Genomic DNA, 17,121 nt, shown 5'->3' on the forward strand with positions numbered 1-17,121 from the left:
CCTCACGGACCAGCCGTCCGTGGGGCGCCCGCGTGTACGCGCGGACCGGCCGCGCTCCGCCTCGCGGGACGCAGGGCGAAGTCGTCGGCGCACCTGCCGGGACGCGATCGACGCGCACGTCCTGGAGGTGACGGTCAGGGGCGAGGGTGCGAGACCACACCCGACTACGGAGGCCCGCATGGTTGAACCGGTCCGGTTGTCCCTCTCGCCGGAGCAGCGTGAGCGCCTGGAGCAGCTCGCCGACGCCGCTCGGCTGCGCATGGCGCTGTACCCGTTGCCGACGTCGCCGCGCGTCCGTGGCCGCTCCCGCTCTCGGCAGTACCCCGGTGGCCGGCCGAACCTGTGGCGCACCGCGCGGGGCCGGCGCCGGGGCTGAGTGGGCACGGTGGAGTCCACCGCGCACCGTGCACGGAGGGGAGTGGAGTCCACGGTGGTGCGGGTCGGCCGGTCCACTCGGTGCGCTCCATCCGGTGGGGGAGTGCGGAACATCCCGGCATCCGGTGCGGTGGTGCGGTGCATCGGGTGCACCGGTGCGGCCACCGACGATGCCGTGCACTCCCACCCGCCGCACCACCGCACCGGCGCGCCGCACTCACCGCACCGGTGCGCCGCACCGCACGTTCCACTGCCGCGCGTCGGAGTGGCCGCCACTCCTGTCCGCTCCACTCGATGTGTGTACGGAGGGTGACGGTGCATCGGATGCGGTGCACTCGATGCACCCCCCTTGACCGGGTGTGCCGCCGGATTCCACCCAGCCCATCGGATGGAAAGCAACCCTTGTCCACCCATGAGTTTCGGCGTGATCTTCGACGTTTCCCCTTGACACACTCCGCTACCACCAGCGAGACGCCCAGCACCGTGCCCTTGATGCCCGGTGCGGTAGGGGAGATCTCTCCCTCCCGGCGCACCGCGCACCGTCACCGTCCGTAGGGGTGGCGCGCGGTGCGGAGGATGCCGTGCATCGCCGCATCGCGGTGCGTTCCACCGGGTGGGAGTGCACGACATCGTCCGCACCGAGTGGAGAGTGGAGGCCACCGTGAAGCGCACCAGGCGTGGGTGGAGTCCACTCGGTGCGCTCCATCGGGTGGGTGGTGCGTTCCATTGCGCGCAACTCAACGCACCATGCGCGCGCCGGTCCGCACCCGCGCGCCACCGCCCCGGCCATCCGATGCGCGTGGCGCGCGCCGCCCGCCGCGTGTCGGCTTCTACGATCCGCGCGTGGGAGAGACCCCGGCACAGAAGGCCGCCAAGGCGGCACGCGGGCAGCAGCCGAAGAAGAGGCCCGGCAAGGCGCAGCGCGAGGCGATCAAGCGGGCGCAGGCGGCGAAGAAGAAGGCGGGCGGCGGGAAGCCGGGCGCGAAGAAGACGGCGGCGAAGAAGACGGTGCCGCTGCCGCGCGGATCGGTGCGGGCCGCCTACCCGGGCACCTGCCCGGCCTGCTTCAAGGACTACGCCAAGGGCGAGGTCATCACGAAGGTGACCGACGGCTGGGGACACCCCGGCTGCGCGCCCCGGAAGCTGTCGGCAGCCGAGCGCGAGTTCGCCCGGAACAAGGCCCGGATCGAGAGCGGCGAGACGTTCCGCGGCCAGAAGCCCTCGGACTGGCGGCGCGGAGCCTCGCCGTCCAGCACCCGGCCCGCCCGCTGAACTCCAGTCGGGAGATGTGGCGTCGGCCACGGACAAACCCGCACGACATGGGGGTGGTCAAGGAGGAATCGGACACCCCCTCTCGCTGATCGTTAGACGACGGTCAAGGGGTGCTTCCTCACGGTGGCCCCGGCCCGCGCGCACATCCGCGTACGGGCCGGATGACTGCCGACCCGGCCCGCAGGCCGGAGAATCCGAGGACACCGTGCCCGCCGACCTCACGCCCGCCCCCGCCTTCGAGCCGCACGAGCCGGCCGACCGCAGCCCCGTTGACGGCGTCGACCAGGCCCCGCCGGCCCCCTCCATGGGCCCCTCCATCGCCCCCTCCACGGCCACTTTGTTCGCCGGACGCGTCCGCGCAGGTCAGCCCGGGAAGTCAGGGTCCGGCGATGCGTTCGACAACCCTTCTAAGAAGTCATCTCATTTGGAGAGCCTGCGGTAGCAGATAAGAGTGCAGGCGATGCTGGTGAAGGCGAGGAAGTGGACGGCCTTGCGTTCGTAGCGCCGGTGGAGGCGGCGGCAGCCGGCGAGCCAGGACATGGTGCGTTCCACGGTCCAGCGGTATTGGCCCAACCGCTGCGAGGACTCGATTCCCTTGCGGGCGATGCGGTGGGTGATGCCGCGTTCGCGTAACCATCGCCGCAGGTGGGCGTAGTCGTAGCCCTTGTCGGCGTGGAGTTTCCCGGGCTTGCGCCGTCGGCGGCCGCGGCGTGAGCGGATCGGCGGGATGGCCTTCACGAGCGGGATTAGGGCCTGGCTGTCGTGGAGGTTGGCACCGGAAATGCCGACGGATATGGGCAGACCCGACCGTTCCGTAATCAGGTGGATCTTCGAGCCGTACTTGCCCCGGTCGACAGGATTCGGACCTGTCAGGTCCCCCTTTTCAGGGCTCGCATGTTCACCGAGTCGATCGCGCAACGCGACCAGTCCAGCTCGCCACGGGCACCGAGTTCGTCGAGGACCAGGCGGTGGAGCTTGGCCCACACCCTGGCCTTCGACCACTCCGAGAACCGCCGGTGGGCGGTCGCTCCGGAGGGGCCGAACGACGCAGAAGGCAGCTGCTGCCAGGTACAACCCGACGTGGCCACGAAGACAATCGCGGCCAGTACTTCCCGGTCGCCGTACCGACGCCGACCCCCGCCCTGCGGCCGCGACGGCGCCTCCGGCACCACCCGTTGGAACAACTGCCACAACTCGTCCGGCACCAGCCGCTCAACGATCCCCACCATGACGGGCAGCTTACCCAGCCAAATGAGATTACGTCTAAGTCTTTGAAGCAGACATGGAAGCCGACCCACACCAGGAAGAAGGAAGTGCTGAAGGCTCTGGGGATCTTCCAGAGGGCTACCGCTGAACACCTGTGGCGGATGCTCCGGCCCGGAGACCGGCACGACCGGTGCACGAGGGACACCCTCAACGCCCTCAAGGGCGAGGGGAAGGTCCGGGTGGAGACACGACTGGAGTCGGGACACCAGCTATGGGTGCTGACCGAGCGAGGACACAAGGAAGCCAAGCAGCTGCTCCCGAAGAGCGCGCGGATGTCCGTGCTGCGCAAGCTCCAGTACGACGACGACGGAGAGCCGGTCGACGGCGACGGCTACGACGAACACGCCGCCGCCGTCACCTCGACCGCGGCCGTGCTCACCGGGGCCGGGTACGGCACTCCGCTGTCCTGGCAGACCGAGATCGCCCACCGCCTCCCGTACGGGTACACCCAGTACGCCGACCTGACGATGCGCGCCCCGGACGCCGGGGTGCCCGCGATGCTCCTGGAGGTCGACCGCGTCAACGAGCCCGTCGACGACCTGACGGCGAAGCTGCGCCGCTACAACGACTGGTTCGAGCTCCTGGCACCGAAGGCCAACAAGGACAGGGAGAAGGCCGCCCGGCGGCAGGGGGCGGCGGTGCACGACTTCCGGCTGTGGTCGCGGATCTACCCGGCGACCGGGCGGGAGGGCTACGTGCCGGTGGCGTTCGTGTTCACGGGCAAGACCGCCGCGCAGCGCGAGAGCCGGATGCGGCGCCTGGAGCAGGCCGCCCGCCGCTACTTCGCCGGCACCCGGTACCCGTGGGCCGGGTTCACGGCCGTCGACTACCACCAGGCGGTGCCCGTGGTCGTCACCGAGCTGGAGCGGATCACCGCCGACCCGGCCGGGGCCGCGGGGAAGGTGTGGCGGCGGCTCGGGCGCGATGAGTGGCAGACGCTGAGCGAGGCCCTGGACAACCCGGACGGCGAGCGGCTCTACCGGAGGGAAGAGGAACAGTCCCGCCGGCGGCAGGCGGAACGCAAGGCCGCGGAGCGCGAGGCGCAGCGGCCGGTGTGCACGCGGTGCGGGACGAAGTTCACCGACGAACGCTGGCAGGTAACCGCGGGATCCTCGTGGCACGGCCAGTGGGACGGGCTGTGCGGATCGTGCGCGGAGCAGGCCGCCGACCGCGCGGAGGCTGAGCGTGTCGCGCGCCGCCAGGCGGAAGAGGCGGAACGCGCGGCGGCAGAAGCGCCGGCCGTGAAGCCCCGCGGGCTGTTCGGGCGCCGCCGGTAGCCGGGCGGCTTCCGTCTCCGGCCGGACAGGCGGCCCGGCCGGAGGCGAGGATGAGCACCGCGAACAACGACGTGAAGGAGCCGATCGACGTGTCCCTGGTGCGCAAGAACTGTGCGGTGGCCACCCAGCTGACGGTGGAGGAACACCGTGAGCTCGCCAACCTGCGCTTCGGCGCGAACGCGCTGGAGGACTTCACCTGGTGCGAGGTGGAGTCCGGTCACGAGGGCGAGTGGCACTACGCCCTCGGACAGACCGCCAGCGACGGGAACTGGTGGTTGCGCTGGCGGCCCGGGGCCCGTGAGCTGGTCAATCTTCCGCCCTGCACCGACCGCGACACCGAGCACGCCCCGGACGACCCGACGCCGTGTCTGCTGTTCGACGGCCACGACGGCCGCCACACCTTCGAGTTCGGCATGGCGAGTGACCGGCAGGGCCTGCTGCACCGGGCGCTGACGGTCGGCGATGTGCGCAAGGCGATCGAGGGCCTGGACGACGACACCGCCGTCCGGGTCGGGGCCGTCGCCACGGGCGTCCTGCCCGACCTCGAGTTCGAGGCGCTGCTCCAGGCGGTGGGCGAGGGCGGCGTCGAACGCCTCGCGCCCGGCGGGGGAGTGGACCCGGCCCTGGTGCTGCTCATCGGCCTGGGCTCGGTGAACCAGAGCGACCGCGAGGTCATCTGACCGGAGGCCGCCTTGTCCGCCCACGCCACCGGGCGGAAAGATCGACACAGACCACCGACGTCATCGAGGGGGAAGAACACGGTGAACAACACGCTGCTGCGTCCGGACGGCTGGCTCGTGCTGGGGCTGCCCTGGCCGGAGAAGACCCAGGACGGCTGGGGCGAGTGCGCCCTGGCCATCGCCCCGCAGATGATCCCCCGCCACCTCGTCAGCAAAGGCGCCGGCATCGCGCTCGACCTCGCCACCGGCCTGGCCCGCGACCAGAACGAGGGGCCCGGCAAAGCGGTCTTCTTCTCCGACGTCACCCTCTGGCTCGACAAGCAGGGCAAGGACTGGGCGGACTTCGGAGCCGACTACGAAGCCGTCATCGACGAACTCGTCAAGGCACCGGTCCCGCAGCTCTACATGACGCTCGTGCAGAAGGCCCACGCCATCCTGTGCGACGCGAGCCGCGACGGGGTGCGCCTGTACTACCCCGGCGGCCAAGTCGAGCACGTCACCCCACAGGTCCGCGCCGACGTCCACGCCGCGATCACCACGAGCCTGGAGCGGGACTGGCCGCCCTACATCCAGGGCCTCATCGACCGCGGCGCCCTCCAGACCCAGTAGCACCGCATCGCTCCCGCCTCGGGCCCGGCCACCCCGGCCGGGCCCGACGCCGTCTCCGCACCCGTTGTCGGTGCCGGCTGGAAGGCTGGTCGGATGAACGGTGACGAGCAGCTGCTGACCGGTCGCGTCTACGGCGCGGACCACGACGACCCGAACCCCGGCCCGCTCCCGCACCGGACCTATGCCGAACTGGTCGGCGGCCCGCTGGACGGCCTGCTGCTCGACATCCACGGCTGGCGCACCGAGGAAGTCGACGACGGCGTCGCCCTGACCACCGAGCTGTCCCGGTGGCCCGGCGGCCGCGCCCTTTACGACCCGCAGCCCGGCGAGCCCCGCACACCCGGCCCCGGCATCAGCTGCCGCTTCCACTACTCCGGCGACACACCCTGACCCCGGCCGCCGGCCCCGCCGCCCGGGGTGCCCTCGGTCAGCTGGGCGGCGGTGTTCTCGATCCACAGCAGCGTCCACTCGACTCCGGCCCGCCACCCGGGCTCCGCGCTGTCGTACCGGCCTTCGGCGTCGGCGCGGATGTTGGCGGCGAGGGTGCGCAGGTCCTTCTGCAGTCCCTGCCGCTTGGCCGCGTCCATGGCCTGGATCATCTCGTCGGTGATGTCACCGGGTCGCAGTGCGCTCATCGCCCCACCCTGGACGACCGACCCCGCGCAAGGCCACCCCTGCCCCTGCCTCGTGCGAAGGGCCTCGCGGCAAAGCCCTGGTCACCGCGTGATCTCCCGTGGCAGGCTCGTGAGCTTCCAGGCGGAGGGAGCGAGACGATGAAGAACGGCTTCGCGGAGACGCCGGGCGAACTGTGCCCGGACTGCACAGCGGGCCCCGCCCGGGAGAACGTCCGCGTCGCGGGCGGCACGCCGTACGAGATCTGGCATACCTCCGACTGCCCGGAGTGGACCGTCATGCAGATCAGCTTGGAGGCAGGCTCCCGGCGCATCAAGGAACAGGACGCGTGGGCCAAGGAGCTCTTCCCGACCGTGCACGAGCGGCTGAAGCAGGCTGCCGAAAGCCTGCCGCCGGGCAGCCCCGCCCAGCCGTTCGTCGACGCTCTGACCGAGCTGGTCCAGGCGCAGGCCGACACCACCGGCTTCGTGGTCCTGCACCGGTGGGTGGAGATCCTGGAGCGCCACTTCCCGCCCCAACTGCCGGACCCTGAGCACACCACCGAGTAGCGGTCAGGCGGCGTCGCCGTCGCCGGCCGGAAGCTGAGGCCGGCGGATCCGCTCACGCTCGACCTCGGCAGCGATGACCGCGCGCTGCGTCTCGCCGCGCTGCTCGATGGCCGTCCGCTCCGTCGCGCCGCGCTGCTCGATGTGCGCCTTCGCCACCCGCCCGGCCACCGTGACCGCCGTGGCGACGGGCAAGGCCGTGACCAGGATGCCCGGCCAGGCGGAGCCGGTGAGGGAGTCGCCCGGCTGGAGGTCGGTCGGCGGAACATCAGGCTCGTCTGTACTCATAGCCCTCATAGTCCGGCCCTCGCACCCCTGTTGACCAGCACAGTCACCCGTACGGCCCACAGGGGGCGGTCAGGGGTCGGTGATGTGGTCGGACTCGATGGACGTCACCGCTCGGGCAGCTTGCGGCGAAGACCGTCCATCGCCTTCTTCACGTCCCCGAGCTGGTCGCCCAGCACCCGCATACGCCAGTCCAGGCGCTCCATCCGGGCAGCGGCCGCCAACGACGCGAACGTCTGCGCCATCTGCGCCGCACCCGCCTCGCCCGCCAACGCCTTCTTGACGTACCGGGCGGCCATCGCCTCGTACTGCTTCGCGCGCTCCACCGCAGCCTTGAACTCGGGTGCGTCGTCGTCGTGTTCGGTCATGCAGCCCCTCCCAGGTTGATCTCTCCCCACCGTTGTACCGACCGCGCCGCACAGGCGGAGCCGCTGCCGATTTTCGGGCCGAAAAGTTGTCCACAGATCGCAGCTCAGGGCCCACTTTTCGCCGCGCTCTATCCACAGGCCAACGGCTTTACGGTTCGTGTCCGCTTCCGGGTGTGAGGTGCCGGGACGCACACCGAAAGGGCACGACCGATGGCACAGACGAAGTTCGACAAGCAGGTGGAGGAGACCGCCGAATCCCTCGCGTTCGGCATCGGCCGGTTCCTGGCCGGCCGACCGATGGACGGCGAGCGCAAGACCGACGCGACGTTCTGGCGGTCGGGCACCCGGGTCCTGCCGAAGGTCGAAGGCCGCGTCTCCCGGTCCTCCTACCGGGCCGGGTGGAAGCGCCTGACCTTCCGCATCAGCTCACTGGCCGCCGTCGGCGCGGGCGGCTACCAGGCCGGGTGGGTCCACCAGGACGCCACCGTCGCCACCGCCCAGGAGATATGGGCCAACCCCGATCCGGCGATTGCCGCGCTGGAGCAGACCGGGATCGCCGCCGCGTCGACCGCGGCTGTCGGGACCGCGGCCTACCTCGCGCTGACCCGCAAGCGCCGGGAGCTGATGCGGGAGTGGGTGCTCCCGCTCCACGAGGCCCTCGCGCTGCCGCTGCGCCTGCCGGAGCAGACCGACCCGCGCCGCTACCTCCACATCCCGCGCAACTTCTCCGAGGACGACGCGGTGATCCGCGTGGACGTGCCGGGCCGCCTGGACTTCTCCAAGGACCTGGTCGTCGACATCATCGCCACCAAGCTCGCCCTGGAGGGCGTCACCTTCTCCTGGCACCTGGCGGGCCGCGAGACGTACGTGACAGTCAAGAAGACCCGCAAGCCCCCGGCCAAGGCGGCCTTCAAGGACCCCAAGATGCGCGAGATCGTGGCCGCCGCCAAGGAGTCCGCGCCCGTCATCGGCATCGGCTCCGCCGGGCGGATCGTCACCGTCGACCTCGACGCGGAGTCCCCGCACATCCTGGTCAACGCCTCCACGGGCGGCGGCAAGTCGGTGACCCTGCGGTGCATCGCCTGCCAGATGCTCCACCACGGCTCGCTCGTGTTCGTCCTCGACACCAAGCGGATCTCCCACCCGTGGGCGTCCGGCCTGCCCGGCGTCACGTACTGCCGCGACATCGCCGACATCCACGACCAGCTCATCGCCCTCGGCATCGAAGGCCGGCGCCGTACGCGCGTCGCCGACGAACTGGGCATCGACGCCGACCCCAAGGCCATCGGTCCGCGGCTGCTGATCCTCCTCGAAGAGGTCAACGCGACGATGAAGCAGCTGACCCGCTACTGGGAGAAGACCCGCGAGTCCGGCGACCCGAAGGTCTCCCCGGCCGTCGACGCGCTCAACGAGATCCTCTACATGGGCCGCCAGCTGCGCATGCACGTCCTCCTGGTCGCGCAGTCCGCCACCGCCCGCGCCCTGGGAGGCCCGGAGGTCCGCGAGCAGTTCTCCACCCGCATCCTCGCCAAATACAGCGTCAATGCCTGGCGGATGCTCGCCCCGGAGGTCCATCCGGCGCCGAAGTCCACCAAGCACCGCGGCCGCGCCCAGGTCGTCTCCGGCGGGTCCGCGCGGGAGACGCAGATCCTGTTCTTCACCGAGGCAGAAGCCCGCGAGTGGGCCACCACCGGCAAGCCGGCCCCGCCCGCAGTCGGCGCACAGCCGGGTCCGGTGCAGCTGCAGAAGCCGCCCGTCGGCTCCCTCACCGACGCCTGGTCCACGCCCGCCCCCGACCTGCCGCCCGTCACCGAACTGCCCGCCGACCGTGGCGCGCTCGCCGACGCCTGGAGCCTCACTCCGGCCCCGGCCGCCGACCCGGGCGGCCCCACGGACCAGACCCCGCCGCCGCCGACGGCCCCGGACGGCGACGACCAGGCGGTGGGGCTCCGTGAGGCCGCCGAACACCATCTGCCCGGCATCACCCTGGCCGCGCTGCGCTTCGCCCGCGCCAACGACCCGGCCTTCCCCGACCCGGTCGACAAGCGCGGCGCCGAGCTCCTCTACCGCGTCGGCGACCTCAAGAAGTGGGCCCGCAACCGGCCTCGGGCCGCCACCGGCACCACCGACCTGGACTGACGGCGGTGGGTGGCGGGTCGGAAATCCGACCCGCCGCCCACCGATCCGGACCTGTCCGCTTTCCCCGACACGATCCCCCCGGCCCTGGAGAACACCCGGTTCACCAGGCACTACACAGAAGAGGAACACCCCGCCATGAACAAGACCGCGCTCCCCACGAAGCTCAGCTTCCACGCCCCCGACCTGCGCGAGCAGATAGAGGCCCTGCCCGAAGGGACCGCGCTCATCGGCATCAGCACCCACGGCGACGCCATCGCCGTCGACCTGACCGGCGAATGCCCGCACGTCCTGGTCTGCACCTCCACCGGCGGCGGCAGCACCACCGTGCTGCGCTCCCTGACCGCCCAGTTCCTCCACCAGGGCGCCCACGCCCTGGTCATCGACCCCAAGCGGATCTCCCACCTGTGGGCCAGGGGCCTGCCGACCGTCACCCACCGCGGGAACGTCGCCGGCATCCACGACGCGCTGGTCGGCCTCGGGGAGGAACTGGCGCGCCGCCTCGACCTCAACGACAGCGAGCTGGACGCCACGCCCCGGCTCATCGTCTCGGTGGACAGCGCCTACAGCGCGCTGCGCCAGCTCACCCGCTACTGGGAGACGTTCCGCGGCAAGGACGACCCGCACACCTCCCCGGCCGTCGCCGCCCTCGAGGCCGCGCTGTGGACCGGACGCGCCGCCCGCGTCCACGTCATCCTCGACGGCACGCCCGCCCCCGGCGTCCTCGGGGCCGCGCCGCACGAGATGTTCGGCACGGTGATCCTGGCCCGGGTCTCCGCCAGCACCTGGCAGCGCCTCGCCCCGCTCGCCGGCCCCGCGCCGAAGCCGAGCAAGCACGGAGGCCGCGGCCACGTCGTCCAGCACGACGGCGTTCACGAGACGCAGGCGATCTGGATGACCGACGCCGACGTCGTCACCTGGCTCACCGACCCGGACGACACCCAGAGCTGACCGAGCGCCGGACACGCCACGGGCCCCGGGGGAATCAGCCATGACATCCCCGGGGCCCGGAATGGGTTCACGCTGTCCAACGACCGCGCGTCTCCAGCGTCACGCGGTGGCCGGCTCCGGCACTTGGAGTGCGTCCGCGACCCGACGGGCCATCGCGGCCACCTCCGGTGGGAACCGGTCCAGCGACCCGAGGTCGTCGCACAGCTTGGCCCGCAGCCCGTGCAGGCACGCCATCGTGAACAGCACCTCCGGGCTGTCCTCGGGTTGCTGCGCGCCCTCCGCCTCGCGCTGCCCGCGTCCGTACAGCATTCGCACCGTCCCGAGCTCGCTGGCGTCGGCGGGCGCCGTCTGACCGAGCAGGCCCGCCAGGTGCGCCCGGTCGTCCTCCTGGGGTCCGTCGGCTCGACTCTGCTGCTGGCTGAGCTGGAGGTAGCCGTTCAGGGTCTCCGGGTCCACGCCGTTCTGCTGGCAGTACGCGGCGATCAGCATGGCCACGCTGTTCATGGTGTCGGCCGCGTCGGTGGACCGGTAGAGCGTCATCCGCTTCCAGTCCCGGGCGACGTCCGAGGCCGCGTAGCTCATGACCTCCTGGCAGCGCTCAACCGCCTCGTACACCATCTGGTTGACCGCGCGGCGCAGCGGCTCGGGCATCGGGGTGTGTTCCATGGCCGCACGCTAGAGGCCCGCGCGCCTGGAGTCCGCCGTCGCGGCCCCGCGCTCACCCGGACGGACCAGGAGCTGTTCCGGCCCGCCGCCCGGTGCCGGATGCTCCGGCAGCGGAGGCGCCCTTGACGCCGGTCCCGGCCTGCGGGACGGTCTGCGCAACTACGCGCAACCGAGTCACAGGGGAGTACGTGATGACGCTACGGTTCGTCGGGATCGACCCCAACACCGGCGGTGAGGGATCAGCGACGGTGTGGGTGGAAGAGGAGAGCGCGGACCTGGTCCTCCAGGGCGAGGAAGCCGACGCCCTCCTCAAGTCCCTGGTCGGCTCCACCCAGTGGGTCGCCGGCCACAAGACGGGGATCCCGCCGCACGAGCGGGTGATCCGGATCCCGTTCCACATGGTGCAGATCTTGAGGGAGGCGTGCGATGCCGCTGAACGCGCAGCAGCTGAACACCGCGACGTTCGCTGAGCTGCTCGCCGACACCCACCGCACGGCGGTCCACCTGGAGATGCGCGACCTGTACGCCGTCGGAGACGAGACGGACGACTACGCAGCCTTCCTGGCCACCGGCGTCCCCAACCTCGACCCGGCCCGCTCGTTCTGGCCGCAGTGGATGCCGCTCGTGCAGGACGCGGTCGCCCGCGGCGTGGTGATGCGCCGAGCGCGGATCGTCTCCGAGCCGGTCACCGACTACATCCGCTACGAGCACGCCATCACCCCGCTCAACCTCCAGGCCGGGGAGGACGTGCGCTGGCTGCCCCGCCGCCGCGCCTCCGACATCGCGCTGCCCGGCAACGACTTCTGGCTCCTGGACGACCGGCTCGTGCAGTTCCACCACTTCACCGGCACCGGCGACTGGGCGACCGACGGCAAGGAGCGCACCACCGACCCGGCCGCCGTCGCCCTGTGCCGCGCCGCCTTCGAGGCGGTCTGGGAGCGCGGCGTCCCGCACGAGAAGTACACCGTCCAGAACCACTGAGCAGAGCACCGTGAGCGCATCCCCATCGTCCAGCGCACAGGCCGCCCGCGAGGCCCTGGCCGTGCGCCTCAGCCACCTGCGCAAGGACGCCGGCCTTTCCGGGAAGGACCTGTCCGCCCGGTGCGGCTGGCACCCGGCGAAGACCACCCGCATCCAGAAGGCCGACGCCCCGCCCTCCGACGCGGACATCCGCGCCTGGTGCGCGGCGTGCGGCGCGGACGACCAGGCCGACGACCTCATCGCCACCGCCCGCGCCGTCGACTCCATGTACCTGGAGTGGCGCCGCCTGCACAAGGACGGGATGCGCAAAGTCCAGCAGAGCTGGAACACCCTGCACGAACAGACCCGCGTCTGCCGGGTCTACGTCTCCAACGTGTTCCCGGGCTTCTTCCAGACGCCGGCCTTCGCGACCGCCCTCATGGAGCAGATCACCCGCTTCCAGGGCACCCCCAACGACGTCACCGAAGCGGTCGCCGCCCGCATCGCCCGCTCCCGCTTCCTCTACGAGGGCGGACACCGCTACGTCGTCCTCCTCGAGGAGTCCGTCCTCCGCTTCCGCACCGCCGACCCCGAGGCGATGCGCGGGCAGCTGCGCCACCTCCTGGCGGTGATGCCGCTCGCCTCCGTCTCGCTGGGCATCATCCCGTTCACCGCGCAGCGCACCGTGTGGCCGCTGGAGGCGTTCTACCTCCACGACGACACCGTGGCCGTGGTGGAGACGCTGACGGCGGAGATCAAGGTGACGCAGCCGCGCGAGCTCGCCGACTACGCCAAGGCGTTCGCCGGCCTCACGGAGATGGCCGTCTACGGCGACGCCGCCCGCGACCGCATCACGGCCGCGATCGACGCCCTGGGGTGAACTTCCGCAATTTCCCGCAATCTCGTTGAGGACGGAGCCGGAGCCTCCGTAGCGTCGAACGACACCGACGCGACCACTCAGCACACGGAGGCGGTGCCATGAGCGCACCCACACCCGCCGGACCCGCACCCGACGGACCCGGCCTCCAGCGGCCCGACTTCGGCCGGCCTTCCCCCGCGCTGCTGGAGCGCGCCGTACGCGGCTACGCCCGCTTCCTCGTCGCCCCGGCCCCGGACGCCGACAGGGGCGACCACGGCCAGGCCGACGACGCGGCGGGCCTGCGGTGAGCGGGGCCTACGCCGTGCTCCACGATCCCGAGGGCCTGCTGGACGCCGAACTGCCCCTGGACCGTGCCCCGCACGAGGCCCTCGTCACCGCCGTCCTCGCGTGGAAGGACCCGGACCTCGCGCCCCGCGACTACGAGCAGATCGCCCTCCAACTCACCGGACACGCCCGCGCGGTCGCCGCCGACGTCCGGCGTCTCGCCGCCGCCCTGCCCAAGAGCGACGGCCGCGGCGCCCTCGCCGAACTCATCCTCCGCGAAGCCGACGGCCGCCTGTCCGCCCCGCTCAACGGCACCGCCCGCTGCGTCCAGAACCGCGCCCGCCTCGTACAGGCCCTCTACACCCGGCTGGACCGCCTCACCGAACCCGCCCCGGCCACCACGTAGTTCGCCGGGGGAGCGCCCCGAAGATCCCAGTCCCTACACGCACACCAGTGCGATGCCGCAGCTCAGGACCCCCGGGCATCGCACCCCAGTGCGTGTAGGACCTGGGAGCGGCCCCGCTGGCCCCGGACAGCGAAGGACCCCGAGCACCCGTGCGCTCGGGGTCCTGTCGCCGCTCTCACCGCTGCCGCTCACCAGTCGTCAGGTGCGCTGCCCACCCACGCGATCGGCCGACCTTCGCCGTTGCGACCCCAGTGCGGTTCCTCCATCGAGGTCTCGTGCCCGCCGGGCAGCACGCAGATCCGCCCCCAGCGCCCGTGCTTGCCCCCACAGAGCCCGGCGAGCCCGTCCGCGTCACCCGCCGCCACGGCCTGGTCGTAGCGGTCCTGGAACGCCTGGAGACGGCCGCCCAGCTCCATGCCCATCTCCGTCTCCGCCGCCTCCACCCGCTCCCGCGCCTCCTGGACGCCAGGATCGGACAGCACGGCCGAGATGACGTCCTCCGCCTCCGTGAAGGCCCTGGTGCGAGCGTGCCGACGTACGGCGTCCTGCACGCGCTGTTCCTCCGCTGCGCTCATCACGCCGCTCCTTCCGTGGCCGCCCACTCCAGCCCGAGGCCGGCCAGCGTCCGCAGCTTGTCGGCGGTCAGCTTGGTCCGGCGGCTCTTGGAGTTGGACAGGAACACACCGAGCCGCACCTCCGTCCCGTCCGGCAACGCCTCTACGTGGGCCCTGGGGACCTTCACAGAGCCCGTGCGGGCCTTGTACTGCGTCAGGGCCGCAACGCCCCTCTCGAAGGCGCTCACGGGCGCCGTGGACGGCTCCGTCGGCGCGGCCTGCTCCACCGGGGCCGGAGCGGGGGCGAGCGGGGTGACGCCGACGACCTCCAGGCGCTCGCGCTGCCCGTCGGCCAGGGCCGCCCACACCTCGGGCTTCCGCTGTCGCGCCAGCCACTTCCCCACGTCCATCCCGTGCACGGTGAAGCCGGGCAGCACCTCCGCCGGGCCTTCCTCGTCACGCACCAGCTCGCGCAGCGCGGCGTAGTGCCGCTGCCACTCGGTGGGCCACGACGGGTTCCAGTCCTCGTCTACGGCCACCAACGCGGCCTCCCACTCCGGGTGTTCGGCCAGCGCACCAGGACGGCGCAGGTTGGACAGCCACTGGCCGACCGGCTTGTCGAGCGCGGCCGCCGACCTCGGAGCGCACAGCGTCCAGTGCTCCGCGAAGTACACCCGGGCCGCCGCCAGGCTCTCCTGGAACCGCGCGTCGGCCGCCGACCAGGCCATGCCCAGCTTCTCCAGCCGCGCCGCGCGCCGGCCGTTCATCTGCCCGGCCCCGTAGGCGCGTCGCTGCTCCGCGACCCAGGTCCCCAGCGGGAACGCGCCCTCCTTGTGCTCGTACGGCACCCGGGCGTGGCCCTCGCGCTCCGCGTACTCCTTGAGCTTCGCCCAGCCGCGCGCCCAGTCCTGCCGCTCCGTGTCGATCACGTTGAAGGACACCCAGTTCGCGACCATCACCGGATCACGCGGAGCCGCAAAGCGGAGCAGGAGACGGGTTTCTTCCTCGTTATCGGCGGGCGCGGCACCGATGTATTCGGAGGGCTGCACGTCGGCCTTCTGAGGCTCCTGCGGAATCGCCAGCAATTCCACGGCCTCTTCATCGTGAGCCCGCAGACCCTCAAGGACTTTCACCAACGGCTTGTACGAACCCGAGGTGAACATGTCCTCCGGGCTTTCGTCAGGCTGGAGGAAAACCGGCACGATCAAAGAGGCGAGCTTCCCCTGTCCGGGCTTCTGGCGCAGCGCCCGGCCGATGGCCTGCACGATGTCGTGCGGCGCGCCCTTGGGGTCCAGGAGCGCCACGGAGTCCACGGCCCGGATGTCCACGCCCTCCCCGAGGACGCGGCAGTTCGACAGGACCGCGCGTCGGGCGGTGGAGCCGAACTTGCCCAGCACGTCCCGCCGGCGCTCGGGGACGTGCTCGCCGCACAGCCAGTCCGCCCAGATCTCCGAGGGGTACTTCTCGGGCTGGTCAGCGTGCAGCCGCTTGGCCACGCGCTCCAGGCCCTCCGCGTACGCCGCGGCCTCTATGGTCCGGTGGTGGAAGGTGATGCAGGTCTGGAGGTTGTGCTGCTCCATCGTGTGCAGCAGCGCGGCCTGGAGCGCCCCCAGGCGCTGCCCGCGGACCTCCTCGGTGTGCCGCTCCTCGCCCATCAGCCGCTCAGGTGTCACCACCGGGTCCTGGAGCTCCAGGACGATGATCTGGTACCGCGCCAGCAGCTTCCGCGACACCGCCGACGCCAACGAGAGCTTGTACAGGACCGGCCCGAAGACCTTCTCGTCGTCCATGGAGGCCGCCATCTCGCGCGGCAGCGGGTCACGTACCCCTTCGGCGACCTCGCGGTTCAGGCGCTCTTCCCAGATGCGAGGCGTCGCCGTCAGGTACAGTCGGCGGTGCGCCGGGATCTTCGTCTGGTCGTGGATGTCCGCCCACGCCTTACCCATCGACCCACTGGTCCGGTGCGCCTCATCGACCACCGCCAGGTCCACCGGGTCGAGCTTCTGCCCGTAGGCGCCCTCGAACGCCTCCACGAGCACGCCCAGGGACGCGTAGGTGGCGTAGATGGTCACCGGCCCGGCACTGTGCCACAGCGCCAGCTGCACGGGGTTGGTGGTGCTCCGGACGCCCAGGTGCCACAGCTCCGGGTCGTCCAGCGGCGAGCACACCATGACGGCCGGCCCCTTGTGCCCAGCCTCGCTCCACGCCTTCACGGTCTGCGCCAGGAGATCGAGGGTCGGCACCACCACGAGAATGCGGCCCCTGGGCACGATTCGCTTTGCGGAGGCTGCCGCGATGATGGTCTTTCCTGTTCCGCACGCGGCGTGCACCTGCCCGCGCAAGCCATTCCAGGGAATGCCGCCCGGCGGGATATCGAGGCCGCGCACGATGGCGGCTACGGCCTCAATCTGGTGTTCACGCAGTTTCACGGCCATTCCCGTGTTCTCCTTTTCGCGGAATGCGGCGCGTAATTGGAATGAGGGTCCGGCGCGGTGAGTGGCGGGCCGGGGTGGTGGTGTCTGGTCCCAGACTCTACACACCCGTACCCCGTGATGCATCACCCACGCGACAGCTTCCCCCTTGAGGCTGATACTTGGCCGAATATCGCCCCGCGCGTGCGGTTCATAGGGTATGCTGGCGGGGTATTGGTGAACGTGAGCGGCCGGTTTCGAGGGTGGGGGGTGGTCAGGGTGGAGCGCAGCGGAGCCCGTCACTGCGGTGGAGGCCGGCACTCGATCGGGCCGACGGTCCGTCACCCTTGTTGCGGGGGTGGTGGGCAGGAACCCCAAGCGCTACACAGTCCCGCGCGTGATGCACCTCCCCTCGTAGCCAGCCCCGGTGATCGCGCTTGCGCGGTCGCCTCCAATTCGCGCTTGCGCGAATTGCATTCCGTTCGGAATTCCGCTTGCGGAATTCCATTCCCCCGCTTGCGGGGGAATCCGAATTGCGCTTGCGCAATTCGCGCTCTATGCCCCGGCTTGCCGGGGCATATCC

General features: G+C 71.3%; 21 protein-coding genes. 14 read left to right on the plus strand and 7 right to left on the minus strand.

What is annotated here, in order from left to right:
- Positions 1 to 178 precede the first annotated feature (178 nt).
- Positions 179 to 376: a hypothetical protein gene (locus AB5J87_RS39925; protein ID WP_369384248.1), complete on the plus strand. Its 198-nt coding sequence runs from the start codon at positions 179 to 181 to the stop codon at positions 374 to 376.
- An 842-nt stretch (positions 377 to 1,218) separates the two neighbouring features.
- Positions 1,219 to 1,647: a hypothetical protein gene (locus AB5J87_RS39930; RefSeq protein WP_369384250.1), complete on the plus strand. Its 429-nt coding sequence runs from the start codon at positions 1,219 to 1,221 to the stop codon at positions 1,645 to 1,647.
- A gap of 420 nt (positions 1,648 to 2,067) precedes the next feature.
- Here AB5J87_RS39930 and AB5J87_RS39935 read toward each other — a convergent pair.
- A protein-coding gene (locus tag AB5J87_RS39935) for an IS5 family transposase (protein ID WP_369384251.1) occupies positions 2,068 to 2,876 on the minus strand; the annotation gives its coding sequence in 2 pieces (ribosomal slippage) (positions 2,068 to 2,528 and positions 2,528 to 2,876; 810 coding nt in all).
- A 42-nt stretch (positions 2,877 to 2,918) separates the two neighbouring features.
- On the opposite strand from AB5J87_RS39935, the gene AB5J87_RS39940 reads away from it, so the two are divergent.
- The 4 genes from AB5J87_RS39940 to AB5J87_RS39955 all read left to right on the plus strand — a co-directional run bounded on the left by AB5J87_RS39940 (position 2,919) and on the right by AB5J87_RS39955 (position 5,869).
- A complete protein-coding gene (locus AB5J87_RS39940) occupies positions 2,919 to 4,190 on the plus strand; it encodes a replication-relaxation family protein (protein WP_369384253.1) in 1,272 nt (423 codons plus the stop codon).
- A gap of 50 nt (positions 4,191 to 4,240) precedes the next feature.
- Positions 4,241 to 4,870 carry a hypothetical protein gene (locus AB5J87_RS39945; RefSeq protein WP_369384254.1) on the plus strand — a complete coding sequence of 210 codons (630 nt, stop codon included), beginning with the start codon at positions 4,241 to 4,243 and terminating at the stop codon, positions 4,868 to 4,870.
- Between the two features lie 81 nt (positions 4,871 to 4,951).
- On the plus strand, positions 4,952 to 5,479 hold the full coding sequence (locus tag AB5J87_RS39950; RefSeq protein WP_369384256.1) for a hypothetical protein: 528 nt from the start codon (positions 4,952 to 4,954) through the stop codon (positions 5,477 to 5,479).
- A gap of 93 nt (positions 5,480 to 5,572) precedes the next feature.
- Complete coding sequence (locus AB5J87_RS39955; protein WP_369384258.1) at positions 5,573 to 5,869, plus strand: hypothetical protein; 297 nt, start codon at positions 5,573 to 5,575, stop codon at positions 5,867 to 5,869.
- On the opposite strand, the gene AB5J87_RS39960 is transcribed toward AB5J87_RS39955, so the two are convergent.
- On the minus strand, positions 5,848 to 6,114 hold the full coding sequence (locus AB5J87_RS39960; protein WP_369384259.1) for a hypothetical protein: 267 nt from the start codon (positions 6,112 to 6,114) through the stop codon (positions 5,848 to 5,850). The genes AB5J87_RS39955 and AB5J87_RS39960 overlap by 22 nt on opposite strands.
- Before the next feature lie 138 nt (positions 6,115 to 6,252).
- Here AB5J87_RS39960 and AB5J87_RS39965 point away from each other — a divergent pair, with 138 nt between their 5' ends.
- Positions 6,253 to 6,660, plus strand: coding sequence for a hypothetical protein (locus AB5J87_RS39965; protein ID WP_369384260.1), 408 nt, complete (start codon positions 6,253 to 6,255; stop codon positions 6,658 to 6,660).
- 3 nt (positions 6,661 to 6,663) lie between these two features.
- Here the strand turns inward: AB5J87_RS39965 and AB5J87_RS39970 are convergent, their stop codons facing one another.
- Together AB5J87_RS39970 and AB5J87_RS39975 are read right to left on the minus strand one after the other, a co-directional pair.
- A complete protein-coding gene (locus AB5J87_RS39970) occupies positions 6,664 to 6,945 on the minus strand; it encodes a hypothetical protein (protein ID WP_369384262.1) in 282 nt (93 codons plus the stop codon).
- 104 nt (positions 6,946 to 7,049) lie between these two features.
- Positions 7,050 to 7,310: a hypothetical protein gene (locus AB5J87_RS39975; protein WP_158564905.1), complete on the minus strand. Its 261-nt coding sequence runs from the start codon at positions 7,308 to 7,310 to the stop codon at positions 7,050 to 7,052.
- Between the two features lie 210 nt (positions 7,311 to 7,520).
- Here AB5J87_RS39975 and AB5J87_RS39980 point away from each other — a divergent pair, with 210 nt between their 5' ends.
- Together AB5J87_RS39980 and AB5J87_RS39985 are read left to right on the plus strand one after the other, a co-directional pair.
- Positions 7,521 to 9,449 carry a pRL2-11 gene (locus tag AB5J87_RS39980; protein WP_369384263.1) on the plus strand — a complete coding sequence of 643 codons (1,929 nt, stop codon included), beginning with the start codon at positions 7,521 to 7,523 and terminating at the stop codon, positions 9,447 to 9,449.
- 135 nt (positions 9,450 to 9,584) lie between these two features.
- The gene (locus tag AB5J87_RS39985) at positions 9,585 to 10,397 is read left to right on the plus strand and encodes a hypothetical protein (protein WP_369384264.1); all 813 of its coding nucleotides are present in this window, start codon (positions 9,585 to 9,587) and stop codon (positions 10,395 to 10,397) included.
- Between the two features lie 99 nt (positions 10,398 to 10,496).
- On the opposite strand, the gene AB5J87_RS39990 is transcribed toward AB5J87_RS39985, so the two are convergent.
- Positions 10,497 to 11,063: a hypothetical protein gene (locus AB5J87_RS39990; protein ID WP_369384265.1), complete on the minus strand. Its 567-nt coding sequence runs from the start codon at positions 11,061 to 11,063 to the stop codon at positions 10,497 to 10,499.
- 191 nt (positions 11,064 to 11,254) lie between these two features.
- Here AB5J87_RS39990 and AB5J87_RS39995 point away from each other — a divergent pair, with 191 nt between their 5' ends.
- The 5 genes from AB5J87_RS39995 to AB5J87_RS40015 all read left to right on the plus strand — a co-directional run bounded on the left by AB5J87_RS39995 (position 11,255) and on the right by AB5J87_RS40015 (position 13,573).
- The gene (locus AB5J87_RS39995) at positions 11,255 to 11,533 is read left to right on the plus strand and encodes a hypothetical protein (protein WP_369384266.1); all 279 of its coding nucleotides are present in this window, start codon (positions 11,255 to 11,257) and stop codon (positions 11,531 to 11,533) included.
- Complete coding sequence (locus AB5J87_RS40000) at positions 11,490 to 12,044, plus strand: DUF6879 family protein (protein WP_369384267.1); 555 nt, start codon at positions 11,490 to 11,492, stop codon at positions 12,042 to 12,044. Before AB5J87_RS39995 ends, AB5J87_RS40000 begins: the two co-directional genes overlap by 44 nt.
- A gap of 10 nt (positions 12,045 to 12,054) precedes the next feature.
- Positions 12,055 to 12,903, plus strand: coding sequence for a helix-turn-helix domain-containing protein (locus AB5J87_RS40005; RefSeq protein ID WP_369384268.1), 849 nt, complete (start codon positions 12,055 to 12,057; stop codon positions 12,901 to 12,903).
- A gap of 98 nt (positions 12,904 to 13,001) precedes the next feature.
- Positions 13,002 to 13,190 (plus strand): hypothetical protein, encoded by a 189-nt coding sequence (locus AB5J87_RS40010; RefSeq protein ID WP_369384269.1) that lies wholly within the window; start codon positions 13,002 to 13,004, stop codon positions 13,188 to 13,190.
- Positions 13,187 to 13,573: a restriction endonuclease gene (locus AB5J87_RS40015; protein WP_369384270.1), complete on the plus strand. Its 387-nt coding sequence runs from the start codon at positions 13,187 to 13,189 to the stop codon at positions 13,571 to 13,573. Before AB5J87_RS40010 ends, AB5J87_RS40015 begins: the two co-directional genes overlap by 4 nt.
- A gap of 188 nt (positions 13,574 to 13,761) precedes the next feature.
- Here the strand turns inward: AB5J87_RS40015 and AB5J87_RS40020 are convergent, their stop codons facing one another.
- Together AB5J87_RS40020 and AB5J87_RS40025 are read right to left on the minus strand one after the other, a co-directional pair.
- Positions 13,762 to 14,148, minus strand: coding sequence for a hypothetical protein (locus tag AB5J87_RS40020; RefSeq protein ID WP_369384271.1), 387 nt, complete (start codon positions 14,146 to 14,148; stop codon positions 13,762 to 13,764).
- The gene (locus AB5J87_RS40025) at positions 14,148 to 16,562 is read right to left on the minus strand and encodes a Helicase associated domain protein (protein ID WP_369384272.1); all 2,415 of its coding nucleotides are present in this window, start codon (positions 16,560 to 16,562) and stop codon (positions 14,148 to 14,150) included. Before AB5J87_RS40025 ends, AB5J87_RS40020 begins: the two co-directional genes overlap by 1 nt.
- Positions 16,563 to 17,121 lie beyond the last annotated feature (559 nt).

The sequence above is a fragment of the Streptomyces sp. cg36 genome (genome assembly GCF_041080675.1).
Classification (GTDB): Bacteria; Actinomycetota; Actinomycetes; order Streptomycetales; family Streptomycetaceae; genus Streptomyces.

Coding starts and splice junctions, on each gene's coding strand:
- AB5J87_RS39925 (WP_369384248.1), top strand. CDS start 179: ATGGTTGAACCGGTCCGGTTGTCCCTCTCGCCGGAGCAGCGTGAGCGC.
- AB5J87_RS39945 (WP_369384254.1), top strand. CDS start 4,241: ATGAGCACCGCGAACAACGACGTGAAGGAGCCGATCGACGTGTCCCTG.
- AB5J87_RS39955 (WP_369384258.1), top strand. CDS start 5,573: ATGAACGGTGACGAGCAGCTGCTGACCGGTCGCGTCTACGGCGCGGAC.
- AB5J87_RS39960 (WP_369384259.1), bottom strand. CDS start 6,114: ATGAGCGCACTGCGACCCGGTGACATCACCGACGAGATGATCCAGGCC.
- AB5J87_RS39965 (WP_369384260.1), top strand. CDS start 6,253: ATGAAGAACGGCTTCGCGGAGACGCCGGGCGAACTGTGCCCGGACTGC.
- AB5J87_RS39970 (WP_369384262.1), bottom strand. CDS start 6,945: ATGAGTACAGACGAGCCTGATGTTCCGCCGACCGACCTCCAGCCGGGC.
- AB5J87_RS39975 (WP_158564905.1), bottom strand. CDS start 7,310: ATGACCGAACACGACGACGACGCACCCGAGTTCAAGGCTGCGGTGGAG.
- AB5J87_RS39980 (WP_369384263.1), top strand. CDS start 7,521: ATGGCACAGACGAAGTTCGACAAGCAGGTGGAGGAGACCGCCGAATCC.
- AB5J87_RS39985 (WP_369384264.1), top strand. CDS start 9,585: ATGAACAAGACCGCGCTCCCCACGAAGCTCAGCTTCCACGCCCCCGAC.
- AB5J87_RS39990 (WP_369384265.1), bottom strand. CDS start 11,063: ATGGAACACACCCCGATGCCCGAGCCGCTGCGCCGCGCGGTCAACCAG.
- AB5J87_RS39995 (WP_369384266.1), top strand. CDS start 11,255: ATGACGCTACGGTTCGTCGGGATCGACCCCAACACCGGCGGTGAGGGA.
- AB5J87_RS40000 (WP_369384267.1), top strand. CDS start 11,490: ATGCCGCTGAACGCGCAGCAGCTGAACACCGCGACGTTCGCTGAGCTG.
- AB5J87_RS40010 (WP_369384269.1), top strand. CDS start 13,002: ATGAGCGCACCCACACCCGCCGGACCCGCACCCGACGGACCCGGCCTC.
- AB5J87_RS40020 (WP_369384271.1), bottom strand. CDS start 14,148: ATGAGCGCAGCGGAGGAACAGCGCGTGCAGGACGCCGTACGTCGGCAC.
- AB5J87_RS40025 (WP_369384272.1), bottom strand. CDS start 16,562: ATGGCCGTGAAACTGCGTGAACACCAGATTGAGGCCGTAGCCGCCATC.